At 76.4% G+C, this 20,816-nt stretch carries 22 protein-coding genes and 2 pseudogenes; 12 read left to right on the forward strand and 12 right to left on the reverse strand.

Annotated features, from left to right (window positions below; all coding sequences use genetic code 11):
• Nucleotides 1-12: 12 nt before the first annotated feature.
• The 3 genes from QSK03_RS07675 to QSK03_RS07685 all read right to left on the reverse strand — a co-directional run bounded on the left by QSK03_RS07675 (nucleotide 13) and on the right by QSK03_RS07685 (nucleotide 2,664).
• Nucleotides 13-951: a Rieske (2Fe-2S) protein gene (locus QSK03_RS07675; protein WP_285649995.1), complete on the reverse strand. Its 939-nt coding sequence runs from the start codon at nucleotides 949-951 to the stop codon at nucleotides 13-15.
• Between the two features lie 77 nt (nucleotides 952-1,028).
• Nucleotides 1,029-1,487 carry a GNAT family N-acetyltransferase gene (locus QSK03_RS07680; protein ID WP_285649998.1) on the reverse strand — a complete coding sequence of 153 codons (459 nt, stop codon included), beginning with the start codon at nucleotides 1,485-1,487 and terminating at the stop codon, nucleotides 1,029-1,031.
• A gap of 4 nt (nucleotides 1,488-1,491) precedes the next feature.
• Complete coding sequence (locus tag QSK03_RS07685; RefSeq protein ID WP_285650000.1) at nucleotides 1,492-2,664, reverse strand: uroporphyrinogen decarboxylase/cobalamine-independent methonine synthase family protein; 1,173 nt, start codon at nucleotides 2,662-2,664, stop codon at nucleotides 1,492-1,494.
• Nucleotides 2,665-2,833: 169 nt separating this feature from the next.
• Between QSK03_RS07685 and QSK03_RS07690 the strand changes: the two genes are divergently transcribed.
• The gene (locus QSK03_RS07690; protein WP_285650002.1) at nucleotides 2,834-3,973 is read left to right on the forward strand and encodes an FAD-dependent oxidoreductase; all 1,140 of its coding nucleotides are present in this window, start codon (nucleotides 2,834-2,836) and stop codon (nucleotides 3,971-3,973) included.
• A 10-nt stretch (nucleotides 3,974-3,983) separates the two neighbouring features.
• Nucleotides 3,984-4,673 carry a TetR/AcrR family transcriptional regulator gene (locus QSK03_RS07695; protein WP_285650004.1) on the forward strand — a complete coding sequence of 230 codons (690 nt, stop codon included), beginning with the start codon at nucleotides 3,984-3,986 and terminating at the stop codon, nucleotides 4,671-4,673.
• Between the two features lie 3 nt (nucleotides 4,674-4,676).
• Here the strand turns inward: QSK03_RS07695 and QSK03_RS07700 are convergent, their stop codons facing one another.
• A complete protein-coding gene (locus QSK03_RS07700) occupies nucleotides 4,677-5,396 on the reverse strand; it encodes an AfsR/SARP family transcriptional regulator (RefSeq protein WP_285650007.1) in 720 nt (239 codons plus the stop codon).
• A 355-nt stretch (nucleotides 5,397-5,751) separates the two neighbouring features.
• Between QSK03_RS07700 and QSK03_RS07705 the strand changes: the two genes are divergently transcribed.
• On the forward strand, nucleotides 5,752-6,705 hold the full coding sequence (locus QSK03_RS07705) for a manganese catalase family protein (protein ID WP_285650009.1): 954 nt from the start codon (nucleotides 5,752-5,754) through the stop codon (nucleotides 6,703-6,705).
• Between the two features lie 77 nt (nucleotides 6,706-6,782).
• Entirely contained in the window at nucleotides 6,783-7,088 is a 306-nt protein-coding gene (locus tag QSK03_RS07710) for a divalent metal cation transporter (RefSeq protein WP_285650011.1), read from the forward strand.
• A 283-nt stretch (nucleotides 7,089-7,371) separates the two neighbouring features.
• Here QSK03_RS07710 and QSK03_RS07715 read toward each other — a convergent pair.
• A pseudogene (locus QSK03_RS07715) lies at nucleotides 7,372-8,085 on the reverse strand (GrpB family protein); the annotation flags it as partial.
• Nucleotides 8,086-8,290: 205 nt separating this feature from the next.
• On the opposite strand from QSK03_RS07715, the gene QSK03_RS07720 reads away from it, so the two are divergent.
• From QSK03_RS07720 to QSK03_RS07730, 3 genes are all read left to right on the forward strand, one after another.
• Nucleotides 8,291-8,671, forward strand: coding sequence for a PASTA domain-containing protein (locus QSK03_RS07720; RefSeq protein ID WP_285650013.1), 381 nt, complete (start codon nucleotides 8,291-8,293; stop codon nucleotides 8,669-8,671).
• Nucleotides 8,672-8,767: 96 nt separating this feature from the next.
• Nucleotides 8,768-9,019 carry a hypothetical protein gene (locus tag QSK03_RS07725; RefSeq protein WP_285650015.1) on the forward strand — a complete coding sequence of 84 codons (252 nt, stop codon included), beginning with the start codon at nucleotides 8,768-8,770 and terminating at the stop codon, nucleotides 9,017-9,019.
• Between the two features lie 26 nt (nucleotides 9,020-9,045).
• Nucleotides 9,046-10,173, forward strand: coding sequence for a serine hydrolase domain-containing protein (locus QSK03_RS07730; protein ID WP_285650017.1), 1,128 nt, complete (start codon nucleotides 9,046-9,048; stop codon nucleotides 10,171-10,173).
• Here the strand turns inward: QSK03_RS07730 and QSK03_RS07735 are convergent, their stop codons facing one another.
• Nucleotides 10,174-10,974 (reverse strand): hypothetical protein, encoded by an 801-nt coding sequence (locus QSK03_RS07735; RefSeq protein WP_285650019.1) that lies wholly within the window; start codon nucleotides 10,972-10,974, stop codon nucleotides 10,174-10,176. It abuts the gene before it with no gap.
• A gap of 121 nt (nucleotides 10,975-11,095) precedes the next feature.
• Nucleotides 11,096-11,806, reverse strand: a complete 711-nt coding sequence (locus QSK03_RS07740) for a GNAT family N-acetyltransferase (RefSeq protein ID WP_285650021.1) — start codon at nucleotides 11,804-11,806, stop codon at nucleotides 11,096-11,098.
• 79 nt (nucleotides 11,807-11,885) lie between these two features.
• Here QSK03_RS07740 and QSK03_RS07745 point away from each other — a divergent pair, with 79 nt between their 5' ends.
• A complete protein-coding gene (locus QSK03_RS07745; protein ID WP_285650023.1) occupies nucleotides 11,886-14,234 on the forward strand; it encodes a phosphoribosyltransferase domain-containing protein in 2,349 nt (782 codons plus the stop codon).
• Complete coding sequence (locus QSK03_RS07750) at nucleotides 14,231-15,058, forward strand: HAD family hydrolase (RefSeq protein WP_285650025.1); 828 nt, start codon at nucleotides 14,231-14,233, stop codon at nucleotides 15,056-15,058. The genes QSK03_RS07745 and QSK03_RS07750 overlap by 4 nt, the downstream gene beginning before the upstream one ends.
• On the opposite strand, the gene QSK03_RS07755 is transcribed toward QSK03_RS07750, so the two are convergent.
• The 4 genes from QSK03_RS07755 to QSK03_RS07770 are packed head-to-tail and all read right to left on the reverse strand — an operon-like array spanning nucleotide 15,024 to nucleotide 18,408.
• Complete coding sequence (locus QSK03_RS07755; protein ID WP_285650027.1) at nucleotides 15,024-15,695, reverse strand: DUF427 domain-containing protein; 672 nt, start codon at nucleotides 15,693-15,695, stop codon at nucleotides 15,024-15,026. The genes QSK03_RS07750 and QSK03_RS07755 overlap by 35 nt on opposite strands.
• Nucleotides 15,692-16,420 (reverse strand): 2-keto-4-pentenoate hydratase, encoded by a 729-nt coding sequence (locus tag QSK03_RS07760; RefSeq protein ID WP_285650033.1) that lies wholly within the window; start codon nucleotides 16,418-16,420, stop codon nucleotides 15,692-15,694. Before QSK03_RS07760 ends, QSK03_RS07755 begins: the two co-directional genes overlap by 4 nt.
• A gap of 38 nt (nucleotides 16,421-16,458) precedes the next feature.
• Entirely contained in the window at nucleotides 16,459-17,658 is a 1,200-nt protein-coding gene (locus QSK03_RS07765; RefSeq protein WP_285650035.1) for a glycosyltransferase, read from the reverse strand.
• A gap of 42 nt (nucleotides 17,659-17,700) precedes the next feature.
• Entirely contained in the window at nucleotides 17,701-18,408 is a 708-nt protein-coding gene (locus tag QSK03_RS07770; RefSeq protein ID WP_285650038.1) for an SDR family NAD(P)-dependent oxidoreductase, read from the reverse strand.
• Nucleotides 18,409-18,487: 79 nt separating this feature from the next.
• Between QSK03_RS07770 and QSK03_RS07775 the strand changes: the two genes are divergently transcribed.
• Genes QSK03_RS07775 through QSK03_RS07785 form a run of 3 tightly spaced genes read left to right on the forward strand, consistent with a single transcriptional unit; the run spans nucleotide 18,488 to nucleotide 20,174 of the window.
• Nucleotides 18,488-19,069 carry an RNA polymerase sigma factor gene (locus tag QSK03_RS07775; RefSeq protein WP_285650040.1) on the forward strand — a complete coding sequence of 194 codons (582 nt, stop codon included), beginning with the start codon at nucleotides 18,488-18,490 and terminating at the stop codon, nucleotides 19,067-19,069.
• Nucleotides 19,066-19,677: an Asp23/Gls24 family envelope stress response protein gene (locus QSK03_RS07780; protein WP_285650042.1), complete on the forward strand. Its 612-nt coding sequence runs from the start codon at nucleotides 19,066-19,068 to the stop codon at nucleotides 19,675-19,677. The genes QSK03_RS07775 and QSK03_RS07780 overlap by 4 nt, the downstream gene beginning before the upstream one ends.
• An 11-nt stretch (nucleotides 19,678-19,688) precedes the next feature.
• The gene (locus QSK03_RS07785) at nucleotides 19,689-20,174 is read left to right on the forward strand and encodes a MarR family winged helix-turn-helix transcriptional regulator (RefSeq protein ID WP_285650044.1); all 486 of its coding nucleotides are present in this window, start codon (nucleotides 19,689-19,691) and stop codon (nucleotides 20,172-20,174) included.
• Nucleotides 20,175-20,355: 181 nt separating this feature from the next.
• Here the strand turns inward: QSK03_RS07785 and QSK03_RS07790 are convergent.
• Nucleotides 20,356-20,816 (reverse strand): annotated as a pseudogene (locus QSK03_RS07790) (hypothetical protein); the annotation flags it as partial.

A 20,816-nucleotide genomic window follows, 5' to 3' on the forward strand; every position in this document is an offset into this window, starting at 1 on the left:
TGGTGGTTCCTCTCAGGAGTTCGACGCTCGTCGCGATCGGGGCGCCGGCGCGGAGCCGCGGACCTCGATCCAGCCGTTGCGCACGCGTGCCGGGAGCACGGGCTGGGGATGGTGGGCGGGCCCGCGCACGATGTGCCCGTCGCGCAGGTCGAACACCGAGAAGTGCAGCGGGCACACCACGGTGCAGTCGTCGATCTCGCCGCGGTGCAGCAGCGCGCCGGCGTGGCTGCAGACGTCGTCGATCGCGTGCACCTCGCCGTCGCTGCGGTGCAGCATCACCCGCCGGCCCTCGACCTCGACGCCGGTGACCGCGCCGTCGGGCAGGTCCTCCTCCGCGACGGCCTTCACCCAGCGCTGCGGGCCGGTGTGCGTCGCGACGCGGTTGACCATGACCGCGCGGCCCTGCACGAGGTGCCCGCCGACGTAGGCCGCGGCCACGGTGACGGAGAGCCCGGCCGCGCCGAGCACCTGGCCGGTCCGCCGGCGGCCCGCGAGCCGCGCGGCGAGGGACATCCCCTGCAGGGTGGTGCCGGCGCCGTTGAGCAGGCCGTGGAACAGCCCGACCCGGCGGTCCTCCGCGTCGCTGACCGTCCAGTCGGCGACCCCGGTGGCCGCGGTGGCCGCCGCTGCCGCGATGCCGGCCGCGTTGAGCGTCGAGGCCGGGTCCAGGCGCGAGCCCTCGGGAGGGACGTCCTGGCCGGCCATGTCCAGCAGCAGGACGGCCGACCAGAACCCGATCGGCAGGTCGGAGAGCGCCGGGTGCAGCGAGTGCCCGAGCCAGCGACCGCCGTGCATCAGTTCGACGGCCGGGTTGGCGCGGAAGCGATCGTAGACCGGGTCGACGGCCTCGGCGACCTGGTCGTTGAGGCGTCGCAACCACGGCCATCGGGTGATCTCTGCCAGGACGCGCTGGTGCCACGCCGCGCCGGGATCGCCGCCGGATTCCGCCATTCGCCGCCCCCGTGGTGGTGTGGGTCGCCGGAGGAGAGCCTGGCACCCGGGCGTGATCCACGCCATAGCTGATCGAATCAGAGGATCTTCTCGCCGAAGAACACGGCGATGTGGTTCTCGTTGTAGGGCGGGATCGACCGGTAGCCGGTCGCGGCGAAGAGCTTGCGGCTGTGCCGCTGCTCGCTGCCCGCGTCGAGGCGCGCCCGCGTGTAGCCGAGCTCGCGCGCGGCCTCCTCGAGGGCGGCGAGCAGCGCGCGGCCCACGCCCCGGGACCGGGCGTGGGGGACGACGTACATCCGCTTGATCTCGCAGACCTCGTCGTCGAGGGGGCGCAGCCCGCCGATCGCGACGGGCTGCCCCTCGGCGTACCCGACGAGGAACCGGCCCCGTGGCGGCGCCATCTCCTCGGGGGTCGTCACCGACCCCGGGCGCACCACGCGCCCGGGGTACTGCGCGTCGAGGAGGGTGTTGAGCTGCGCGAGCAGCTCCCGGCCCGGCGCGCGGTCGGAGCGCTCGGACCGGAACTCGACGCACACCGCCTCAGGACACTCCGAGCCGTTCGGCCGCCATGCGCGTGCCGGCGACCCGGTTGGTGATCTTCTGGAACGCCACGTCACGGGCGAAGTCCGGCGACCCGTGGTTGGGCTTCTCGTCGATCGAGAACGGCGAGAACCCGCAGTCGTCGGTGGACCCGAGCTGCTGGCGGTCGATGAAGTTCGCGGCCCGCTCGAGGCGCCCGGCGACCTCCTCGGCGCTCTCCACCCGCGGGTTGCCCGGGTTGATCACCCCGATGTAGGCCATCTGCGTGACGCCGTCCGCGTCGGTGCGGAGGTTCTTGCCGATCGACTCGTACACCGGGTCCTTGTCGCGCTCGCTCGCGAGCTGGATGAGGAAGTAGCCGGCGTTGATCTTGAACATCTCGGGCAGCAGGTTGTTGTAGGGCACGTCGGCGGAGTGCACCGAGTCCCGGTCGCCACCGGGGCAGGTGTGGATGCCGATCCTCGTGCGCTCGTCGGCGGAGAACCGCGCCATGACGCCGTTGATCAGGTCGATGAAGTGCGGGAGCAGGCCGGCGCCGGTCCACGGGTTGCGCGGGTCCTCACGGGTCGCGAGGCGGCCCTCGGTGAAGTCGACGGAGACGCGCGCGGCGCCGGCGTCGAACGACTGCCGGATGTCCTTCTCGCACTCGTCGATGAGCTTGGCTTCGAAGTCCTCGCGGCTGTAGCCCTCCACCGGGTCCTTCAGCGGGTAGAGCAGCGCCAGCATCGAGGGCGAGATGACCGCCTGCTTCATCGGCTTGTGTGCCAGGGGCAGCGACTTGCGCAGCGTGTCGACGGCGTAGTTCTGGTACTCGAACGGGCCCTTCACCAGCTTCGGCAGCTGGCGGCCGTGGCCGTCGGCGAAGATCGCGAAGAACTGCCCGCCCGGGCCGAGCGAGGGCGCGAGGCCGGTCCCGGCGAGGGTGTCGGTGATCGGGTAGGTCGCGAACGACGACCACCGCTGCTCGCCGTCGGAGATGATCGGCGCGCCCGTGGCCTCGTAGCGGGACAGCGTGTCGGCCACCGCCTCGTCCTGTGCGGCCTCGAGCGTCGCCTTGTCCACCTTGCCCTCGTCGTAGGCCGCGTAGGCCTCCTGCAGCTTCTGGGGCCGTGGCATCGAGCCGACCGGTTCGGTCGGGATGCCGGTGTCCGTACGGGGGTCGTAGTCGACCATGGCAAATGCTCCAGTTCGTCGTCGAATCAGGGGAGCCGCCGGCCCGACGCTAGGGTGTGGTCCAGATCACGTCAACGCCGTGACGACCGTGATCCGGCGAACATGTTCGCCACGAACATGTTCGTTGTAGCGTGGCGAAGAGACATCCCCTCGTCCCCGGGAGACGACCATGACCGCCGCCGGAGCTCCCGTGATCGTCGTCGTCGGCGCGGGCCTCGGTGGCCTCACGCTGGCGGCGGTGCTGGCGCGCCACGGCGTCGAGGTCGTCGTGCTGGACCGGGACGCCGGGCCGTCCGCGCGGACCCAGGGCGGCATGCTGGACATGCACGAGGAGTCGGGGCAGGCGGCGCTGCGGGCGGCCGGTCTGGAGGACGCCTCCCGTGCGGCCGTGCTCCCCGGAGGCGAGGCCCTCCGCGTCCTGGACCGCGAGGGCCGGGTCCTGCACGAGGAGGACGACGACGGCGAGGGCGGGCGTCCGGAGATCCGGCGCGAAACGCTGCGGGAGCTCCTGCTCGGCGCCCTCGCGCCCGGCACCGTCCGGTGGGGCTCCGGGGTCACGTCCGCCCGCCCCCTCGGCGGCGGTCGCCACGCGGTGGAGGTCGGCGCCGGCGAGCCGCTGGTGGCCGACCTGCTCGTCGGCGCCGACGGGGCCTGGTCGCGGGTGCGGCCGCTCGTCTCGGACGCGGTCCCGGTCTACAGCGGGGTCACCTTCGCCGCGGCCCGCCTGCACGACGCCGACGCACGCCACCCGGGACCGGCGGAGGCCGTGGGCGGGGGGCTGCTGTTCGCCCTCGGCGACCGGCGGGGCGTCATCGCCCACCGCGAGCCCGGGGCGACGATCGAGGTCTACGCCGCGGTCCGCACCGACGACCCCGCCGGGCTGGAGCGGGCCCTCGCCGACGGCACGCTGCCCGCCGCATTCGACGGCTGGGCACCCGAGCTCCGGGCGCTGGTCACCGAGGTCGACGAGCCGTTCGCGGTGCGCCCCATCCATGCCCTGCCCGTCGGCCACGCGTGGGAGCACCGCGAGGGGATGACCCTGATCGGCGACGCCGCGCACCTCATGTCGCCCTTCGCCGGCGAGGGCGCGAACCTCGCGATGCAGGACGGCGCCGAGCTGGCGGCCGCCCTGCTCGAGCAGGGCGTGGCCACCGCCGCCGGACGCGAGCGAGCGCTCGCCACGTACGAGGCGGCCATGGTGCCCCGCGCGGCGCAGGCAGCCGCCGAGTCGGCCGCGAACCTCGATCTCTGCTTCGGTCCGGACGGCGCGACGGCGCTGCGCGACGTGTTCCTCGCGCACCGGGCATAGCGTCCGTGGGGTGTCCGAAGCGGCCGGACCGGTGAGCCGGCGGGAGCGCCCGTCGAAGCCCGCGCTCACGCGCGCGGGCGTCGTCGCGACCGCGGCCGCGCTGGTGCGCGACGAGGGCGCCGCGCGGCTGACCATGCGCCGGCTCGCCCAGCGGCTCGACACGGGGCCCGCGTCGCTCTACGTCTACGTCCGCGACACCGCCGAGCTGCAGGCGGCGGTGCTCGGCGAGTTCCTGGCCGCGGTCGACCTCACGCCGGCGGGCGAGCGGGGACCCTGGGACGAACGGCTGCGGCGCGTCGTCGGCTCCTACACCGCCGTGCTGCGCGAGCACCCCAGCCTCGCCCGCGTCGCCGTCGTCACCCGCCCGAGCGGCCCCCACTACCTCGCGCTGGTCGAGACGCTGCTGGCCCTGCTCGCCGAGGGCGGCATGCCCGACGACCGCGCAGCGTGGCTCGTCGACCTGCTCCTGCTCGTGGCGACGGCGTCGGCCGCGGAGCACGGCACCCGCGGCGAGGACGGCACCGAGGGCGCCGCCGACGCCGACCTGGCCGCGACCCTGGGCGCCGCCTCGGCGACGCAGCACCCGCGCGTCGCGGCGCTCGGGGCGGCGCTGGTGTCCGGCGCCCCCGAGGACCGGGAGCGCTGGTTCGTCGACCTGCTGCTCGCCGGGGGGATGGGGACCCCGCGGCCCGACCGCTGACGATCAGTCGGCGGGCCGACCGAGCAACGGGCGGATGAGGGCGCGGATCGCGTCCGAGGGTGCGAGGCCGAGCTCGTCGCGCAGGAGGGTCCGGAAGCTCTCGTACTGGTGGAGCGCCTCCGCGCTGTTGCCCTCGGAGAGGTGGACCTCGATCACGCGGCGGTGCGCGCTCTCGCGCAGCGGCTCCTGGGCGACGGCCTCGAGGCCGGCCCGCAGCGCGTCGGCGAACCGCCCACGACGGCACGCCCGGGCGCAGCGGTCCTCCAGGGCGTGCAGCCGCAGCTGGCGGTGGCGCTCGCGCTCGACCAGCACCCACTCCTCGGTCCACCCGGGGAGGAGCTCGCCGCGGGCGATCGGTGCCTCGGCCGGGACCGCGTCATCGGACGGCTCGGTGGCGTCCTCCAGCGCGTACAGGTCGACCAGCGCGTCCGGGTGGAGCGCGACGGTGGTCGCGTCGGCGGCGAGGAGCGCGGTGCGGTGCGGGGCCGGGACCTTCCAGAGCGCCGAGCGCAGCCGCGTCAGGGCCTGCCGGTCGGTGACGTCGGGCCACAGCGTCCCGGCGAGCTGGTGCCGGCGGACGGGCCGGCGGGCGAGGGCGAGGAACGCCAGCACCCGCTCGGCGGTGGGTGTGAGCCGGACGTCCACGTCACCGACGCGGCACGCGAACCGGCCCACCAGGGAGAGCTCCGCGGCCTGGTGAGGCGCGGACACGTCGATCGACATCGCCACCGTTCCCGCCGGCGCGACCCGGCTGTCGGGGGAGGGGAGAGCGGTCCCGGGAGGACCGGGAGGGCGACGCGGCTGGCGGGCTCAACGCGTGCAGCTGACGGCCGGGTGCCCACCGGAGACGCCGCGGACACGCCATCGGGGCGGGTGACGTGACGGATCGGGGACGCGGGTGGGACGCCGATGGGACGCCGATGGGACGCCGACGGGCACGCCGACGGGCACGCCGACGGGGACGCGCCGGGCGACGTCCGGGGGACGGGCGACCGCGACGGTGGCCGCACCCCCGCTCGGAGTCCGGACATCCGATCCTCCGCCGCGGGCGCACCCGCCCACCGAGAGAGGACCGGACGTGTTCTTCCACGTGCAGCGCATGCTCAACGAGATCGCCCCGGACGAGCCGGACCCGGCGGCCGCGAACGCCCTGCAGGAGGGGCTGGGCGGTCAGTTCGGCGAGATGCGCACGATGATGCAGTACCTGTTCCAGAGCTTCAATTTCCGCGGCCCGGACGGCAAGCCTTTCCGTGACCTGCTCTACGGCATCGGGACCGAGGAGATCGGCCACGTCGAGCTCATCGCGTCGACGATCGCCCAGCTCGTCGACGGCTCGCCCCGCTACCAGGGCAACCCGACCGCCCTCGACGAGCCCGGCGCCGGCGGCGCCACCCCGCTGGACCTCGCGCTCTCCGGCGGCAACATCCACCACTGGCTGGTCGGCGCCCAGGGCGCCCTGCCGGTCGACGCGCAGGGTGACCCGTGGACCGGCAAGTACGTCTACGACTCCGGCAACCTGCCGCTGAACCTGCTCTACAACCTCATGCTCGAGTCGACCGGCCGCCTGCAGAAGTGCCGGCTCTACGAGATGACGGCCAACAAGACCGCGCGCTCCACGATCGCCTACCTCATCGTGCGCGACCAGGCCCACGAGAACTGCTACGCCAAGGCCCTCGAGGCGCTCGGCGTGGAGTGGAACAAGCTGCTGCCGATCCCGAAGACGAACGCGCAGCAGTTCCCCGAGGTCAAGACGCTGACCGACCAGGGGCTGCAGTCCATGCAGTACACCTTCAGCCTCGACCAGCAGTCCGAGGCCGGCAAGATCGTGCAGGGCACCTCGCCGTCCCAGGACGGGACGACGCTGTCGACCGCGCAGGCGCCCGAGGGCGTCGCCTTCCCCGGCATCGCCGTGGAGCGCCCCGAGGAGTTCGGCCCGGGCCTCGACCCCGAGCTGCTCGAGCTCGTGGCGGCCACCGCCGAGATGGAGATGACCGAGACCGCCGCGCCGCTCTGGGGCCCGGCCGGGAGCTGAGCCGGCGCGCCCCGCGGGTGTCCGCCCGACACGCGCGGGGCGCCGCTCGGTCCCGCCCATCCGCCGCAGGAGCAGCCGTGCCCCTCGCCCCGTCCGCCGACGCCCCCTCCGCCGATACCTCCGCCGTGACCGTCGCCGAGGTGGCCGACGGCCGCGTGCCCGCGCGCGGCGGCGGCCGGGTGCGTCGTCTCGCCGCGCTCCTGCTGTCGGGACTGGTCTCCTCCGGGGTCGGCACCCGGGCCGGCCAGGTGATCATGGCCGGCTTCCTGCGCCGCCGGGTGCCGCTGTGGGTGCGGAGGACCGTGACCCTGTGCCCGGCGCTGCTGCTGCTCGGGCTCGGCGCCGACCCCACCGTCGTCCTCGTCGTCTCGGCGCTCTCGTGAGCACGGGGGAGACCGGGGTGATGGTCCTGGCGGCGTGGCGCGAGGACGGCGCGCTGCGCGTGCGCCTGACCGCCGCGGACGACCTCGGCGCGCCGGTCCGGCCCGTCGGCGTCGCGGGGACTGTCGACGACGCGTGCGAGGCGGTGCGCCGATGGCTGGAGGACCGGGCGGGGTGATCAGCCCAGCGCCCGCGCGACGGCCTCGTTGATCCAGGCCCGCTTGCCCCGGCTGTAGACGTCGACGTCGCCGCCGGCCTCGCGGGCGAGGCGGTGCTTAGCGCGACGTACGCGGCGCGGTGCTCCTCGTCGGCGCGCAGCCGGTCGCGGAACGCCAGCAGCTCGCGCCAGACCGGTGAGGCGCGCGGGTGGAGGTGGACGTTGAGGGGCCGTCCGGGGTCGGCGTCGACCGCGACGCGCTGGGGGTGTTCGCGGTCGTGGCGGTCGATCCCGTAGAAGTCCCCGGCGACCGGCACGACGCCGGCGCGGTGCCACGCCGCGGGGCCCAGGCCGTCGACGGTGTCGAGGTCCTCGACGACCACGAGGAGGTCGACGAGGTCCTTGCCCGCCGTGCCCGGCACCGACGTCGACCCGACGTGCTCGACGCGCAGCGCACGCTCCCCGAGCGCCGCCCGCACCCTGGCGCCCCACCGAGCGGCCGCGGCCGGCCACGCCGGGTCGTAGGCCGCGACGGTGACCGTGCGCGCCCGGGGCGCCCGCTGCCCCCGGGCGAGGAGGTGGGCGAACCGCAGCAGCCGCCGGGTCCAGAACGCCTCGGCGGCCGCCGGACCGTCGAGGCAGGCGTCCACGGCGTCGTCGGCACGGCCGTCGACGACGAGGTGGCCGGCGGCGGGGTCGATCGGGTCGGGCACGTCGACGAGCTCGACCCCGGGCGTGGCGGCCGCCCGGGCCCGGAGGTCGGCCACGGTGTCGGCGGCCAGCCACGGAGCGAGCCCGAGCCGCAGCGGCGGCGACGTCGAGAGATCCGTCACGCCGCCCATGTGAGCGGCCCGGTGCGGGGCCGTCAACCCGGGGCCAGGAGCCGGGCGCCCCGCCGAATCCGCCGCTCACGGGGCGGTGCGGGGACACCGCGGCGATCGCCGCACCTGCCCACGTTCTCACGCACCGTGTCCAGTCGAACGCGTCCGGTGCGGGGTGATGGCCACCGCGGTATCAGGGGGCGGGCAGGATGGGTACGGATCCGTCATGACCGGTCCGGAGGGAGCGACGATGCACACCGACGACACGCCCACGAGCGGCGACCAGGGCGGGACCACCGCCGTGGTGCCCGAGCTCGTCGGGATGCCGGCGAGTGAGGCCCACGACCGGGCGCTGGACGCCGGAGTCCTCGCGGTGGGACGCAACGCCGTCCACACCGGTGCCGGCCGTGGTCACGTGGCCGACCAGGAGCCCGCCGCGGGCGAGGAGCTCGCACGGGGCACGGAGGTCGGCATCTGGATCGCCGGCGGCGCCGCGCGCACGCCGACCGGCCCCGACCCCGACGACGGCCCCGAGGGCGGCGGCGGAGGCGGCGGCGTCCGCCCCGAGCCGAGCCCGGTCGGCCCCGCGGGCGGCGGCACGAACTGAGCCGGATCGACCGCACGCCCCCGCCGGACGGTTGTCCGGCGGGGGCGTGATGTGTCCGATGTTGTGCTCGCCGAACCGGTGGTCGACGATTCAATCGTGTACCACGTAGCTCTGAGTTATCCCGGGCGACGCCCGGTCGGGGTGTTCCTCCGGCCCGAGGATTTCCACTACCTCCGTACGCTGCGCTCCGCGGGCCGTCCCGGCTCGGTGACGGCCCTCGACGCCCGGGCGCGCGAGATGGTGGTGCACGTCGAGCGCCTCGCCGCCGACCCGGAGCTCTTGGGCTACGGTGCCGATCCGTTGGGTGAGTGCGCCCGCGAGACCCGGCGGACGCCCGCCCGGGCCTGAGCCCGAGCGAGGCCCCGGAGGTCGCCGTGGACGCCCACCAGGTGCTCGACGGGGTCCGCGGGACCCTCGCCCCGCACGGTGTGCCGGGCGCGATCGTCGGTGTGCGGCACCGGGGCGCACTCAGCATGGCGGCCGCCGGCACGACGAACCCCGACGGTGACGACGCCCTGCGTCCCGACGCCGTCGTCCGCCTGAGCTCGAACACCAAGCCGCTGGTGGCGGCGCTCGCCCTCGTGCTCGTCGCCGACGGCGCGCTCGCCCTCGACGAGCCCGTCGACCGCCTCCTGCCCGAGCTCGCGGGTCACCGCGTCCTGGAGCGCCTCGACGGCACCGACACCGTTCCGGCCGACCGGTCGATCACGGTCGAGGACCTGCTCACGATGCGCATGGGGTTCGGCTGGACCGTCGACGAGGGCCCGTGCCCCACCCTCGAGCGCGCGATGGCGCTCGGACTCGGTTTCGGTCCGCCCGACCCCCTGGGGCCGCCGCCCCCCGACGAGTGGATCGCCCGCCTCGCGGAGCTGCCGTTCCTCGACCAGCCCGGCCGGACCTGGCGCTACGAGCTCTCGTTCGGGGTGCTCGGGGTCCTGCTGGCCCGCGCCGCCGGTCGTCCGCTCGACGTGGTGCTGGCCGACCGGCTGCTCGCCCCGCTCGGCATGGTCGACACCGGGTTCGTCGCGACGGGTGACCGTCTCGTCCCCGCGTTCGTGCGTGGCGACGACGGGAGGCCGGCGCCTTTCGACGGCGTCGCGGACAGCCGCTGGCGCACCCCGCCCGCGTTCCCCGACGCCCAGGGCGGCCTCGTGGGCTCGGCGGCGGACCTGCTGCGCTTCGCGGGGATGCTGCTCGAGGGCGGAGCGGGGCTCCTCGACGGCGATGCGGCGGCGGCGATGACCACCGACCGGCTGACCCCCGACCAGCGCGCCGCCCCGGCGGCTGCGGCGTTCCTCGACGGCGGCGGCTGGGGCTACGGCCTCGGCGTGGTCGACACCCCGGTCGGGCGCCGCCACGGCTGGGCCGGCGGGCTGGGGACCCTCTGGTACTCGTGGCCCGACCACGACCTCGCGGCCGTGCTCGTCACCCAGGTCCTGCCGCCCACCGGGCCGGTGTTCGCGGCCTTCACCAGCACGGTCGAGGACGCGCTGGCTCGCTGATCAGCCCGCCATCGCGGGCACCGGGTTGCGCCACGGCACCGGGTCCGGACGCGCCGGGCGCCAGCCCCACGGGCCGGAGCCGCGCCGCGTCGCGCGGGACGTGCCGTCGCCGCCGTCGCGCGGGACGGGCGAGGGGCGCCGGCGGGCGGGGGTCGCCGCGGCGGGGTCTCCAGTGGGCTCGGGCTCGGGCACGGCCGCGACCTCCGGGGTGGGTTCGGGGATCTCGTCGGGAACCGCGCTGACCGCGGCCTCGGCCGGCCGCAGATCGGCGTGGGGGTCGGCCCGCCGGGGCGCGGGGATCACGGCGTCGGGCACCGGGGCGACCGCGTAGGTCGTCCCGAGCGCGGGACGGCCCGGGACGCTGCGGCGGGCGGGCACGTCGTCGTGGGCGGGGGTCGCGGACGCCGCCGGGGCGGCGGTGGCGGTCTCCACCGTGCGCTCCACCTCGCGCCACCCGCCGGGGACCGAGCCGGCCGCCGAGCGCTGGCGCAGGCGCCGCCGGGTCTCGGCCGCCGACGGCGAGATGATCGCGTCGAGCGCGGCGGCACCGGCGAACACGAGACCGTTCGCCAGTCCGAGGACCAGCAGCCCCAGCCCCATGAACGCGCCGGGCTCGAGCCCGTCGGCGTCGGGGGCCTCGAGCTGGCCGCCGTAGGGCACCGCGGGCCCGATCGTCGTCGTCCCGGGGGCGCCCATCACCGGGCGCTGGGCGAGGGGCTCGGAGACCGCGGCCTCGAAGAGCACGAGCAGCACGCCGACGACGAGGCCGGTGCTCAGCACCCACCCGACGCCACGCAGCACCGATCGACAGTGTGTGAGCACCCGCGTCGTCGGTACGACGTACTGCATCGATCCCCCCTGTGGCGTCGGCCCGGATTGTCTACCCCGCGTGTCCCACCACCGCGACGATCACGTCCGAAGATCACTCCGATGGAGTCAGGGCGTCGGGCGTGTCGCGCTTGCTACACGCCGTGTGCGCCCAGCAGCTCGCGGCACGGGCCCAGCCCGTCGACCGCCGGGGTCCACCCCGGGCGGCGCCACGACGCCGGGGTGAGCCGGCTGCGCAGGAGCACCGCCGCACGGCCGCGCGGACGTGCTGCTCGACGCCGTCGGGCGCGTAGCCGAGGCGCTCGGAGACCCGGCGGGACGCGACGTTGTCGGCGAAGGCGCTGCTGCTCGCGACCCGGGCGCCGAGGTGGTCGAACGCGAGCGCGACGACCGCGTGGCGCATCTCGGTCCCGAGGCCCCGGCCCTGGGCCGAGCGGGTCAGCCACGAGCCGGTCCGGACCTCGCCGAGGACGCCGAAGTCGGTGGCGGCGAGGGTCTGCATCCCGAGCACGCGGCCCGCGGAGCGCACGAGGAAGTTCACCGACCAGCGGTGCGCGCGCAGGTCCGCCCGGCAGCGCCACGCGTACTGCATCACCCCGCGGGCGAAGCCGGGGTCATCCGCCCCGTCGGTCCACGGCTCGAGGAACGGCATCTCGTCGACCGGGTGGACGCCGTCGAGGGCGCGGTCCGCGAGCGCGGCGAGGCCCACGTCGTCGTCGGGGCGCAGCTCGAGCCGCGGCGTCCGCACGACGAGCCCGGCCAGCGGCCAGTGGCGGACGGGGTCCGCGGGGTCGGACGTGTGCACCCGGTCATCGTCCCGTTCCGAACCGTCACGGGGTGTGGTCCTGTGGGGTGGTCATGGAGCTCAGGTGACGAGGTGACCCGTGTCGGTTCCCACCTGGCCCGGTGCCGTCGTCCACGACGCCCTGGGTCTCGCGTTCGGCGCGGACGAGGGTGCCGAGCCGGCCCACGCCCTCGTCGGGCTCGCCCTGCGCCGCAACCCCCGCCGCGCCCACCTGCCCGTCTCGCGGGTGCTCGGCAAGCACCTGCCGACGCGCCCCGGCCGGGTCCGGGCGGCGGGCGAGGCCCTGGCCGCGCGGGTGCGGCCCTGCCTGGACGGGCCCGGCGGAGCGCCCGTCGTGCTGGGCTACGCGGAGAACGCGACGGCGCTCGCGCACCTCGTGGCGGACGCGCTCGACGCCGAGCAGGTCGTGCACACGACCCGGCGGGTCGTGGCGGGCGCGGCGGTGCTGCTCTCGGTCGTCGAGGCCCACAGCCACGCCCCGCGCCACGTCCTGCTGCCCGACGACCCCGGCTCCTGGACGCCCGACCGCCCGGTGGTGCTCGTCGACGACGAGCTGACCACGGGGCGGACCGTTGCGACGACCCTGCACCAGCTCCAGGCGCGCCTCCCGCGCCGGCGCTACGTCGTCGCCGCGCTCGCCGACCTGCGCCGGCGCGACGACGACGCGATCGAGCGGGCCGCCGCCGCGCTCGGCGTCCGGGTCGACGTCGTCGCCCCGGCCCGCGCGGCGCTGACGGCCCCCGTCGACGTCCTCGACCGCGCGGCCCGGCTGCTCGCGACGTGGCCCGACGCCCTGGCGCGCCCGGTCGGCGGCGGGGGCGTCGTGACCACCGTCCACCTCCCGCTCGACGGCGCGGCCGAGGGCGCCCGCCACGGGCTCGACCGGGCCGGGCGAGCCGCGCTGGACACCGCCGTCCCGCCCGCCGCCGGCGCGATCGCCGCGGCCCTCGGACCCCGCCCGGGCCGCGTGCTCGTCCTCGGCTGCGAGGAACTGCACTACCTTCCGCTGCGCCTCGCCGACGCGCTCGCGGCGCGCGGCACCGACGTCGACGTCGCGGCCACCAGCCGCTCGCCGCTCGTCGCCCGTGACGTGCCCGGCTACCCCGTCCGCTCGGCCCTGGCGTTCGCCGCGCACGACGTCGCTCTGGGACACGGGCCGGAGCGCTACGCCTACGGGCTCGGGACCCCGGGGTGGGGCCGGTACGACACCGTCGTCGTGGTCGTCGACGCCGCGGCCCGCACGCCCGGGCTGCGGCGACCGGACGGTCTCCTGGCGCGGCTCGCGACCGTGGCCGGGCGGGTCGTCGAGGCGGTCGTGCCGTGCCGGGGGCCGTCGGGGCGGGCGTTCCGCTCCGCCCCGGCGCGGCGGGGACCGGCGTTCGGCACGTTCGCGCCCGACGAGGTCGGCTGGCTGCTCAGCGACGTGTCCGACGCGCCCCTCGAGACGCCGCGGGCCGAGCGCGAGACGGCCATCGATGCCGGGGTGCACTACGCGGAGACGCTCCCGGAGGAGAGCGCGCCGTCGCCGGCCTACGCGCGGGTCGTCGCCGCGGCGCTCGAGCGATCGTCGGGGTCGGTGGCGACGGCGGTCGGGGTGCTGGCCGAGCGGGTGCTCGCGCTGCGCGGTCCCCGTGCGGTGCTGGTGTCGCTGGCGCGGGCCGGGACGCCGGTCGGGGTGCTGGTGCGCCGGTGGGCCGTCCGCGAGCGCGGGGTGGCGCTGCCGCACTACGCGGTGAGCGTGCTGCGTGGGCGCGGGCTCGACCGTGCCGCGCTCGACGCCCTCGTCGCCGCCCACGACCCGGCCGCCCTGGTGTTCGTCGACGGCTGGACGGGCACGGGCGGGATCCTCGACGAGGTGGCCGCCGACCTCGCGCGCTACGCCGAGGAGACCGGCGTCGTGGTCGACCCGACCGTCGCCGTCCTCGCCGACCCCGCCCACCGGGCCGCGGTCCACGGCACCCGGGACGATCTCCTCGTGCCGCAGGCCTGTCTCGACGCCACGGTCTCGGGCCTCGTGTCGCGGACCGTGGCCCGCGCCGACCTGCTCGCGCCCGGCGCGTACCACGGGGCGAAGTACTACGCCGGGGGTCTCGACCGCACGGCGAGGTTCCTGGACGCGGTGAGCGTCGGCTCCGCGCCCGTGGTCCCGGGTGCCTCGTCGCCGCCCGACGGCCGCGGCCCCCGGTACCTCGCCGCCCTCGGTCGGGAGCTCGGCGGCCGCCGCGCGCGGCCCGGGATCGGGGAGACGACGCGGGCGCTGCTGCGCCGCGACCCGGAGGCGGTCCTGATCGCGCGCGACGCCGACGAGGACCTCGACCCCGTCCGCCACCTGTGCCGCGAGCGCGGTGTGGCGGTGCGCGAGCTGCCCGGGTGCCTCGACGGGATCGCGGCGCCGTACCGGTGCGTCGGCGTGCTGCGCGTCCGGTGACGGTGCTCGCGGCGACCGACCTCGACCGCACCCTCGTGCACTCGGACCGGGTGGCCGGACCGGCCGAGGCGCACGAGGTGATCCGTCTCGAGCGCCGGCGGGGCGTGACCACCGCGTCACTGACCCGGCGCACCGCCGCGTCGCTCGTCGCGCTGGACCGCGTGGCCACCTGGGTCCCGGCGACCACGCGGTCGGTCGACGGGTACCGCCGCCTCGACCTCGCGCGCACCCTCGGCGTCGTCCCGCGGTACGCGGTGTGCGCGAACGGCGCCGTGCTGCTCGTCGACGGCGTGGCGGACGCGAACTGGGCGGCACGGGTCCGGGCGCTGATCGCCCGGGCCGCCCCGCGGCGCGAGGTGGCGCGCCTGCTCACCGGTCACCTCGGCGCTCTGCCGCACGGCAAGGTGCGCACCGCCGACGGTGCTCTGCTCGTCGTGCGGATCCCGGACGTCCCCGACGGCTGGGTCGACGGGCTCGACGCGCTCGTGGCCGACCGGGGCTGGCGGGTGTCCGCGCACGACGAGAAGGTGCACGTCCTGCCCGCCGGGCTGGAGAAGAGCGCGGCGGTGGCGGAGATCGGGCGGCGCGTCGCGGCGTCGCGGGTGCTGGCCGCGGGCGACTCGCCCCTCGACGCCGACCTGCTCCTCGCCGCCGACGCGGGCATCCAGCCCGTCGACGGCCGGCTGCACGCCGCCGGGTGGCACGCCGACCACGTCGCTGTGACGGCCGCGGCCGGTCTGCGGGCGGGGGAGGAGATCGCGGCGTGGCTGCTGGCGCAGGCCGTGGCGTTCAGGCCAGGTGTGTCGTCGGCCGGGGACCGGTGACGCCGTCCACGACCACGTCCACGCGCTCGTCGTAGAACGCGACGAGCCCCGCGATGCGGGCGACGGCCGGGGCCGGGTGGTCGTAGCACCAGGCGAGGTCGTCGTACCGGCCCGCGGGAGTGCGCACCGACCAGTAGCGGCTGGTCACGCCCTTGTACGGGCAGGCGGTCCGCGTGTCGGAGGGCTCGAGGCGCGTCGTGTCGACGGCGGTGAGGTCGAGGTAGGCGCGGGTCGGCAGGCCGGTCTCGAAGAGCAGCACCGGGGCGTCGGACTCGGCGAGGACCACCCCGTCGAGCTCGACCCGCACGTGACGCCGGGAGCGCAGCGCGTCGACCCGCACGTACGGGCTGCGGGGGTGGACGTGGACCGGCTCGTCCTCCTCGAACCAGGCGTCGGCCGCCGACCAGGGCAGTCCCACGGTGCCCGCCGGGGCGCCCGCGGGGTGCTCGACGGCCGCCTGCAGGACCGGGTCGACGTCGCCCGCCGGGAGCACCCAGCGCGGGTACCAGGGGTGCTCCCAGAGGTAGGAGGCGTCGAGGGTGTCGACGACGATCCGGCCGCCGAGCCGTGCCCGCACCCGCCGGGGGCAGGGCTCGACGTGACCGACGGGGACGGCGGGACCCGGGTGGCCGCTCACCGCGCGCCCTGCACGGCGACGGTCGCACCGGGGAAGCGGGCCTCGACGACCTCGCCCGGCCCGAGCGGCACGGCGCGGGTCAGTCCGCCGGTGATCACGAGGTCTCCGGGCCGCAGGGCGCCCCCGATCGCGCCGCGCAGCCAATCGAGGGCGTGGTGCGGGTGGCCCATCGCGGCGTCGCCGCGTCCGGTCGCCTCGAGGTCATCACCCCGCCGGAGTTCCACGGTGAGCGCGGCGAGGTCGCCGTCGAGGACCGGCCCGACGACCACGCCGGCCGCCGACGAGCCGTCGGCGGTGTTGGTCGCCAGCGTGAAGCGGTAGTCGCGCCAGACCGAGTCGACGACCTCCAGCACCGCCCGCGCCTCGGCGGGCCCGCCGTCGGCGCCGACGACGAGGCCGATCTCCGGCTCGACCCGGGGCTGGACGAGTGTCGGGGGCACCGCGCCGCCGGGCTCGACGACCATGGTGTCGAGCAGCGGGCCGAGGTTCGGGGTGTCGACGCCCATCTGCTCGCGCATCACCGCCGACGTGTAGCCGAGCTTCCAGCCGATCCGCCGCGCGCCACGAGCCTCGCGGCGGGCCGTCAGGCGGTCCTGCACCGCGTAGGCGGCGGTGAGGTCGAGGTCGTGCTCGGGCGCGTCGAGCAGACGCCCCTCGCGGTGCGCCGCGTCGATCCACGCGGCCCAGGCGTGGGGATCGACGGGGGCATTCACGGCGGCATCCACGGGGGCATCCCTTCGGGCGTCCATCGGGGCATCGTGGCTCAGGCGGCGCAGCCGTGGGTCTGCGCGAGGGCGGCGAGGTCGTCGGCGGCGACCGCGACCGGCGGCAGCGCGAGCATCGCCCGCTGCGCGCGGCGGATCTCGGCGTGCACGCCGGCGTCGTGGAGGACGGCCGCGCAGGCCGCGGTGACGTCGCCGGCCTCCGGGGCACACCGGCGGCCGAGGCCGAGCGCGGCGACCCGGTCGGCGTTGCCCTCCTGGTCGCCGAACTGCGGCAGGACCACCATCGGCGTCCCGTGGCGGACGGTCTCGCGGATGCTGTTGTAGCCGCCGTGGGTCAGCAGCAGGTCCGCGCAGGACAGCAGCAGCGGCTGCGGCACCCAGTCCAGGACGTGGACGTGCGGGGGCACCGGGGCGCCCTCGGCGATCGCGAGCCCGCCCGTCGCGACGACGGCCTCGCAGTCGAGCTCGGCCAGCCCGTCGACGATCGTTCGCAGCGCCCGCGGCGGGTCCACCGGCGGGCCAGGGCGCGGTCCGTCACCGGTGTCGCGGGACGCCATCATCGGCAGCGCCGTCCCGATGGCCGCAAGGATCAGCGGGCGGCCGGCGGGCAGCTCCCCGATCCACGCCGGGAGGACGTCGCCACGGGCGACCTCGTCGTCCTGGCGGTACGACCACGCCGGCGCCACGCCCTCGGCGGCGAACGACCAGGCGGGCGGGAAGCAGTCGAGACGCCCGTGACGATGGAGCGCGGTCCCCGTCACGGCGAGGCCGAGCTCGCGGCTGCGCTCGCGCAGGGCGCCGTCGACGGCGTCGGGGCGCAGCTGCTGGCCTCCGCCCGACGGCGCGGCGACGTGGGGGATGCCGCGCTCCTCGGCGAGGAGGAGCCCGGCGAGCTCGGTGCCGTCGCGCAGGACCAGGTCCGGGCCGAACCGCTCGGCCACCGGCCGCAGGAGCCGCACCGCCTCGGTGACGTGCGGGCCCGCGAACAGCATCGGGATCACGACGGCCATCTCGGGCGGGCCCTCGAGCTCCGCGAGCCGGGGGCCGAGCGCGGCCACCGCGGCGCTCATCGGGGGCATCACCGCCTCGACACGCAGACCGTCGAAGACGCCGGCGAGCTCCTCGGGGCAGGCCACCACGACCTCGTGCCCGGCGGCGGCCAGGGCACGGGCGAAAGGGAGGACGGCGCGGGCGTGGGAGGGCGAACCGGTGACCGTGGCGAGGACGCGGGTCTGCACGATCTTCGACGCTAGGCGTGCGCGCCCGTCATCGCAGGGCGGTCACCACGGCACCGTCCGCCCGTCGCGGGTGAACGTCCCGGTCGGGCCGTCCGGCGGGAGGTCGACGGCCCACAGGATGCTGTCGACGCCCGCGTCGACCGGACGTCCGCCGGCGCCGCCCATGTCGGTCGCGACCCAGCCGGGGCACACCGCGTTGACGAGCACACCGCGCGGCCGCAGGTCGGCGGCGAGCTTGACGGTGACCATGTCGAGGGCCGCCTTGCTCACCGAGTACGCGGGCACGCCGCCCCCGCCCCGCGTCTCGCCGAAGGACCCCGCGCCGCTGGACACCATGACCACCCGGGCGCCGTGCGGGAGGAGGTCGGCGCAGGCGACGACGGTGCGCCAGGCGCCGAGCGCGTTGACGGCCAGCGCCTCCTCCGCGATCGCGAGGTCGGCGCCGATCGCGGTCTGCCCGGTGTCGTAGTGGACGCCTGCGTTGTTGACGAGGATCTCCAGGGCGCCGTGCTCGGCCCGCACCCAGGCCGCCAGCGCGTCGACGGAGCCCTGGTCGGCGACGTCGAGGGCGCGCACGGTGACGTCGCCGGGGAGGTCCGCGGCCGCGTCGTGGCCCCTGGTGGCGTCCCGGGCGCCGAGCACGACCGGGTGCCCGCGGGCGGCGAGGCGGCGGACGACGCCGAGGCCGAGGCCCCGGTTCGCGCCGGTGACGACGGCGAGCCCGCGCGTCGGGGCCGGGGGACTGGTCACGGACGGCATGCTGGCGTGTGCTGCGACACCCGGCAACGGGAACCGGTTGTGCACGGCCGATCGTGGGAAGGATCCGCCCGTGAGCGCACCGGGGCGCCGATCCGCCCCCGACGACCGACGGCCCGTGATCGACGACGAGGCCGATCGCTGGCTCGTGAGCCGTGCCCGCACGGGCGACCGCAGCGCCTACGAGGAGCTGGTGCGCCGGCACCGCGACCGCATCTACCGGATCGCGCTGCGCATGCTCGGCAGCGCGGCCGACGCCGACGACGTCGCCCAGGAGGTCGTCATCCAGCTCTGGACGGCGATGTCGGGGTTCGCCGGGACGTCGTCGTTCACCACCTGGCTCTACCGCGTCGTCGTCAACCGCTGCCTGAACCACCGCCGCAGCCAGCGGACCCACCAGGAGCTCTCCGACGCCGACCACCCCCGGGTCGCCGGACCCGAGCGGCGGGTGCTGGCGGGCGAGGAGCTGCAGGCCGGGCTCACGGCGATCAGCGGGCTGCCCGAGGAGCAGCGGGTGCCGCTGGTGCTGGTGCAGCTCGAAGGGCTGTCGTACCGCGAGGCGGCGGCGGTGACGAAGACCACGGAGGCCACGGTCCGCGGGCGCCTCGCTCGCGCCCGCGCCACGCTGATGTCCGAGATGAAGGACTGGACATGACCTCTCCTGCGGCCCCGACCGAGGGCCGACTCGCGTGTGGCCGTGAGGCGGACGCCCTCGTCGCGCAGGTGGCCGAGGGGCACGCCGAGCGCCTCGACGACCACCAGCGCGACTGCCCCTACTGCCAGGCGGCGCTCGCCGAGTTCGACCGGCTGTGGGCGCCGGTCCGCGCCGTGTCCGCCCACCGGCCGCAGGCGCCCGACGGTCTGCTCGACGAGGCGCTGCGCAGCATCCGCGGCGTGGCCTCCGACCCCGAGTTCGGCAGCATCACCGACGCCCGCGGGCGCACGCGGATCAGTGCGCGGGTGGTCGAGGCGCTCGCCCGTCACCTGGCCTCCCGTGTGCCCGGCGTGCGCGTGGCGCTGACCCGCCTCGTCGCCGCCGGCGCGGGCCCCGAGACCAGCCTGATCGCCGACCCCGGTCCCGATGTCGTCGCCGGGGTCGCCGGCGGGTCGACGGTCGTCGCGATCACCCTGGCCGCCGACTACGGGGAGGACCTGGTCGACCTCGGCACCCGCATCCGGGCCGCCGTCGCCGACGGGGTGCGGGCGTCGACGGGACTGGAGCCGGTCGCGGTGCTCGTGCACGTCGACGACGTGCTGCTGTAGGGCGTGGCGGGGTGAGCGAGCCGGACCTGCCCCTCTGGGAGATCGTGCAGACCTACCACCCCGTCGCGCGCGGGTTCCACGCCCTGTTCGGGGCCGTCGGGCTGACGCCGAACCAGTTCGGTGTGCTTGCCGTGCTGCGCGACGAGGAGGGGTCGGACCACGCGTCCACCCAGGCCGAGCTCGCCCGCCAGGTGCTCCTGCGGCCGCAGAGCATGGGGGAGCTCGTGGCGTCCCTGGTGGACCGCGGACTGGTGGAACGCGACGGGCCGGGTGGGCGCGGGCGGGCCACGGGGCTGCGGCTCACCGACGCCGGCCGGGCCGCGCTCGACGACGCTCTCCCGCGGGTGCACGACTACAACGCTCCGGCGGCGATCGGCCTGACTCCCGAGGACGCGGCGACGCTCGCGGCGCTGCTGCGGCGTGTCCGCCGGGCGCTGGACGGATCTGAAGGACGCGAGGGCTCGGTCGAGGTGGACGGGTCGGACGCTCCGGGCTGATCGTCGCGCCGGGCTGAGCTGGATCCTGACGGGTCGAGGCGGTCGGGCCGAGGCGGTCGAGCGGGCGCAACGCTGGGGGCGGCGGCGTCGACCACCTCGCGCACCCGAGTGGCCTCGGCTCGCGGTGTCTCATCGCGCCGTGTGGGAAGCGCGAGTCCCTGCGGGTCTCGCTCGGTCGCCATCAGAAGGGCGGCGGGTCCTCGAGGCCGGGGACGAGCGCGGTGGTGCCGGTCGGGGTCGGGGTGGTGGTCGAGCGGCGCAGGAGGTCGCGGGTGCCGGGGCCGCGGGGGGTCGGGACGGTCGGCGGGGTGGTGCGGCGCCGCCGGGGGGCGGTGGGGCCCCGGACGTCGAGGCCGCGCCCGTCGATGCCTCCCTGGTCCCCGGCTCCTTGGTCGCCGTCGGTGGTGGTGCCGTGGTGGTCGAGTTCGTGTTCGGGCAGGGGTCGGGGGGTCGTGGTGGGCAGGGGCGCGGGCAGGGGCCGGATGATCCGGGGTGGGCGGGTCTCGTAGGTCGCCCCGGCGCGGGTGGTGATCAGGAAGCGGCCGGGTTCGGGTTGGGTGACCTGCCAGCCGCCGTGGTGTTTGGCGCGGTGGTGGTGTCGGCACCAGCAGCCCAGGGCGCGGGAGAGGGTGGGTCCGCCCA

The organism is Actinomycetospora sp. NBRC 106375 (assembly GCF_030269665.1).
GTDB lineage: Bacteria > Actinomycetota > Actinomycetes > Mycobacteriales > Pseudonocardiaceae > Actinomycetospora.